This is a genomic window from Massilia sp. P2_C2, assembly GCF_056404615.1.
The window spans coordinates 1-3,432 of sequence record NZ_JBFUDR010000466.1; the positions used below are offsets into that span (position 1 = coordinate 1).

Here is a 3,432-nt window from a genome sequence, read left to right on the forward strand (position 1 = left end):
GTGCGTTTACGTATTCCATTTCTGGGTCGAGCTGAAGGACCTCGTGCTGGCGGCGATGGGCAACGAAACCGCGCTGCAGCACATCTTCCAGGCCGTGGCCGTACCGGGCGCGCCGCTGCCGGACAAGTTGAACGAAACGACGATCATGCTCGTCGTCCTTGGCCTCATCGACGTCGTCATGATCTCGAACCTCCTGATCATGGTGATCGTGGGCGGCTACGAAACCTTCGTGTCGCGCATGTATCTGGAAGATCATCCGGACCAGCCGGAATGGCTGTCGCACGTGAACGCGTCCGTGCTGAAGACCAAGCTGGCGATGGCGATCATCGGCATCTCGTCGATCCACCTGCTCAAGACGTTCATCAACGCCCAGTCCTACGACGCGAAGACGATCATCGCGCAGACCTGCATTCATTTCGTGTTCCTGCTGTCGGCGATGGCGATCGCCTACACCGACCGGATCATGATGAACACCCAGAGTGACAACAAGCACCACTGACATCACACATCCAAGACCCCCACAGCGAGACTCACATGACTGTCATTAAACAGGAAGACCTTATCGAATCGGTCGCCGCCGCGCTCCAGTACATCAGCTACTACCACCCCGCCGACTACATCCAGCACCTGGCCCGCGCCTACGAGGCCGAGCAAAGCCCGGCCGCCAAGGACGCCATCGCGCAGATCCTGACCAACTCGCGCATGTGCGCCGAAGGCAAGCGTCCGATCTGCCAGGACACCGGCATCGTCAACGTGTTCCTGAAGATCGGCATGAACGTGCGCTTCGAAGGCTTCGGCAGCGGCTCGATCACCGACGCCGTCAACGAAGGCGTGCGCCGTGCCTACAACTTCGCCGACAACAAGCTGCGCGCCTCGATCGTCGCCGACCCGCACTTCGAGCGCAAGAACACGAAGGACAACACCCCCGCCGTCGTCCACATGGAACTGGTCCCGGGCGACACGGTCGACGTGATGGTCGCGGCAAAAGGCGGCGGCTCGGAGAACAAGACCAAGTTCGTCATGCTGAACCCGTCCGACTCGCTGGTCGACTGGGTCCTCAAGACTGTCCCGCTGATGGGCGCCGGCTGGTGCCCGCCGGGCATGCTGGGCATCGGCATCGGCGGCTCCGCCGAGAAGGCCATGCTGATGGCCAAGGAGTCGCTGATGGAAGACATCGACATGTACGAGCTGAAAGCACGCGGCCCGCAAAATAAACTGGAAGAGCTGCGCATCGAACTGTGCGACAAGATCAACGCGCTGGGCATTGGTGCGCAAGGCCTGGGCGGCCTGACGACCGTGCTGGACGTGAAGATCAACATGTACCCGACGCACGCGGCATCCAAGCCGGTCGCGATGATCCCGAACTGCGCCGCCACGCGCCACGCGCACTTCGTGCTGGACGGCTCGGGCCCGTCGTACATCGAACCGCCGGCGCTGTCGACCTGGCCGGACGTAAACTGGACGCCGGACACGCAGAAGAGCAAGAGCGTCAACCTCGACACGCTGACGAAGGAAGAAGTCGCATCGTGGCAGCCGGGCCAGACGCTGCTCCTGAACGGCAAGATGCTGACCGGCCGCGACGCCGCGCACAAGCGCATCCAGGACATGCTGGCCAAGGGCGAGCAACTGCCGGTGGACTTCACGAACCGCGTGATCTACTACGTCGGCCCGGTCGATCCGGTGCGTGACGAAGTCGTGGGCCCGGCCGGCCCGACGACGGCGACCCGCATGGACAAGTTCACCGACATGATGCTCGAGAAGACGGGCCTGATCGCGATGATCGGCAAGGCCGAACGCGGCCCGGCCGCCATCGAGGCGATCAAGAACCACAAGTCGGCCTACCTGATGGCCGTCGGCGGTTCGGCTTACCTCGTGTCGAAGGCGATCAAGTCGGCGAAGGTCGTCGGCTTCGAAGACCTGGGCATGGAAGCGATCTACGAGTTCGAGGTCAAGGACATGCCGGTGACCGTGGCCGTCGACGCGACGGGTACCTCGGTGCACCAGACCGGTCCGAAGGAATGGGCCGCGAAGATCGAGTCGCTCAAACTGATCCCCGCGTAACATGCATGCGCGTCCGATGACGCGTAGGGTGGGCACCCCGTGCCCACCATATGTGCGCATGCGATCACGCAAAGGTGGGCACGTACATGATGCCCCCGGCATCATGTACCCCACCCTACGATCATGACCTCATCTGCTTCCAACGACGCCCCCGTCGGCATCTTCGATTCCGGCCTCGGCGGCCTCTCGATCCTGCGCCACATCCGCGCGCAACTCCCGCACGAACACCTGGTCTACGTGGCCGACACCGGCTTCGCGCCCTACGGCGACAAGCCCGAACACGTCGTCGCCGAACGCTCGCTGGCCGTCGCCCGCTTCCTCGTCGAACGGGGCGCCAAGGCCATCGTCGTCGCCTGCAACACGGCGACCAGCTCCGCCGTCAAGCTGATGCGCGCGAGCTTCCCCGACCTGCCCATCGTGGGCGTGGAGCCGGGCCTGAAACCGGCAGCGGCGCTCACGAAGGGCGGCAAGGTCGGCGTGCTGGCGACGGAGCGCACGCTGGCCGGCGCGAAGTTCCTGCAACTGCGCGACCAGATCACGGAAGCAACGGGCGCACACTTCCTGCTGCAGCCATGCCGCGGCCTCGTCGACCGCATCGAACTGGGCGACACGGACGGCACGCGCGCGCTGCTGCAACGCTACATGACGCCTCTGCTCGAACAGGGCGCCGACACGCTCGTCCTGGGCTGCACGCACTACCCGCTCGTGCAGGCCGCGATCGAGGACGTGATCGCGTCCACGGGTGCGCGCGACATCGCGCTCGTCGACACGGGCGAAGCGGTGGCACGCCAGCTCGTGCGGCTGCTCGATGCAGGTGGTTTACTGCGTCCCGCGCGCGATGACGCGCCCGCGCGCCTGGAGGCGTACACGAGCGCCAGCGCCACCGCGCTGTCGGCCGCGTTCAACAGCCTGATCGGCATCGATCCGCCGGTGCACGAGGCCACGTTCGGGACGTGACGACGGCGCGTTCGCACTGACGAGCCAATTCGATTTGCCAGAATGCGAATGACCCTATATAATCTCGTTCTGTCTCGGCAACAACGAGACACAAAGTAAGACAGTGGTGGCTGTAGCTCAGTTGGTAGAGTCCAGGATTGTGATTCCTGTCGTCGTGGGTTCGAGTCCCATCAGCCACCCCAAGAATTCAGCAGTAAAAACAACGGGTTACAAGCGTCATCGCTGTAACCCGTTTTCGTTTTTCGATACACTCCCCTCGGAAATTCAAAGCTTGTAAGCCACTTGTAACCCAATTTGTGTGCAGGTGTACTCATACACCGGCTGCCCCTAGCTTGCCCCTTGGGGCCGAGTATAAAAATCCCGCTTCCAGACCTCGACCAGACGTCCAGCACAGTCTTGACGACACGCGCGTGT

Annotated in this window: 3 protein-coding genes and 1 tRNA gene; all 4 read left to right on the plus strand. The window is 63.2% G+C overall.

What is annotated here, in order from left to right; genetic code table 11:
- On the plus strand, positions 1-499 hold a 499-nt coding region (locus AC1DYX_RS29440), incomplete at its 5' end, for a TIGR00645 family protein (RefSeq protein WP_477265507.1).
- 35 nt (positions 500-534) lie between these two features.
- On the plus strand, positions 535-2,061 hold the full coding sequence (locus AC1DYX_RS29445; protein ID WP_477265509.1) for a fumarate hydratase: 1,527 nt from the start codon (positions 535-537) through the stop codon (positions 2,059-2,061).
- Between the two features lie 123 nt (positions 2,062-2,184).
- Entirely contained in the window at positions 2,185-3,018 is an 834-nt protein-coding gene (gene murI, locus AC1DYX_RS29450) for a glutamate racemase (RefSeq protein WP_477265511.1), read from the plus strand.
- A gap of 106 nt (positions 3,019-3,124) precedes the next feature.
- Positions 3,125-3,200, plus strand: a tRNA-His gene (locus tag AC1DYX_RS29455).
- Positions 3,201-3,432 lie beyond the last annotated feature (232 nt).

Excerpts from the sequence above, each read along its gene's own strand:
- AC1DYX_RS29445 (WP_477265509.1), top strand. The coding sequence starts at position 535 with ATGACTGTCATTAAACAGGAAGACCTTATCGAATCGGTCGCCGCCGCG.
- murI (WP_477265511.1), top strand. The coding sequence starts at position 2,185 with ATGACCTCATCTGCTTCCAACGACGCCCCCGTCGGCATCTTCGATTCC.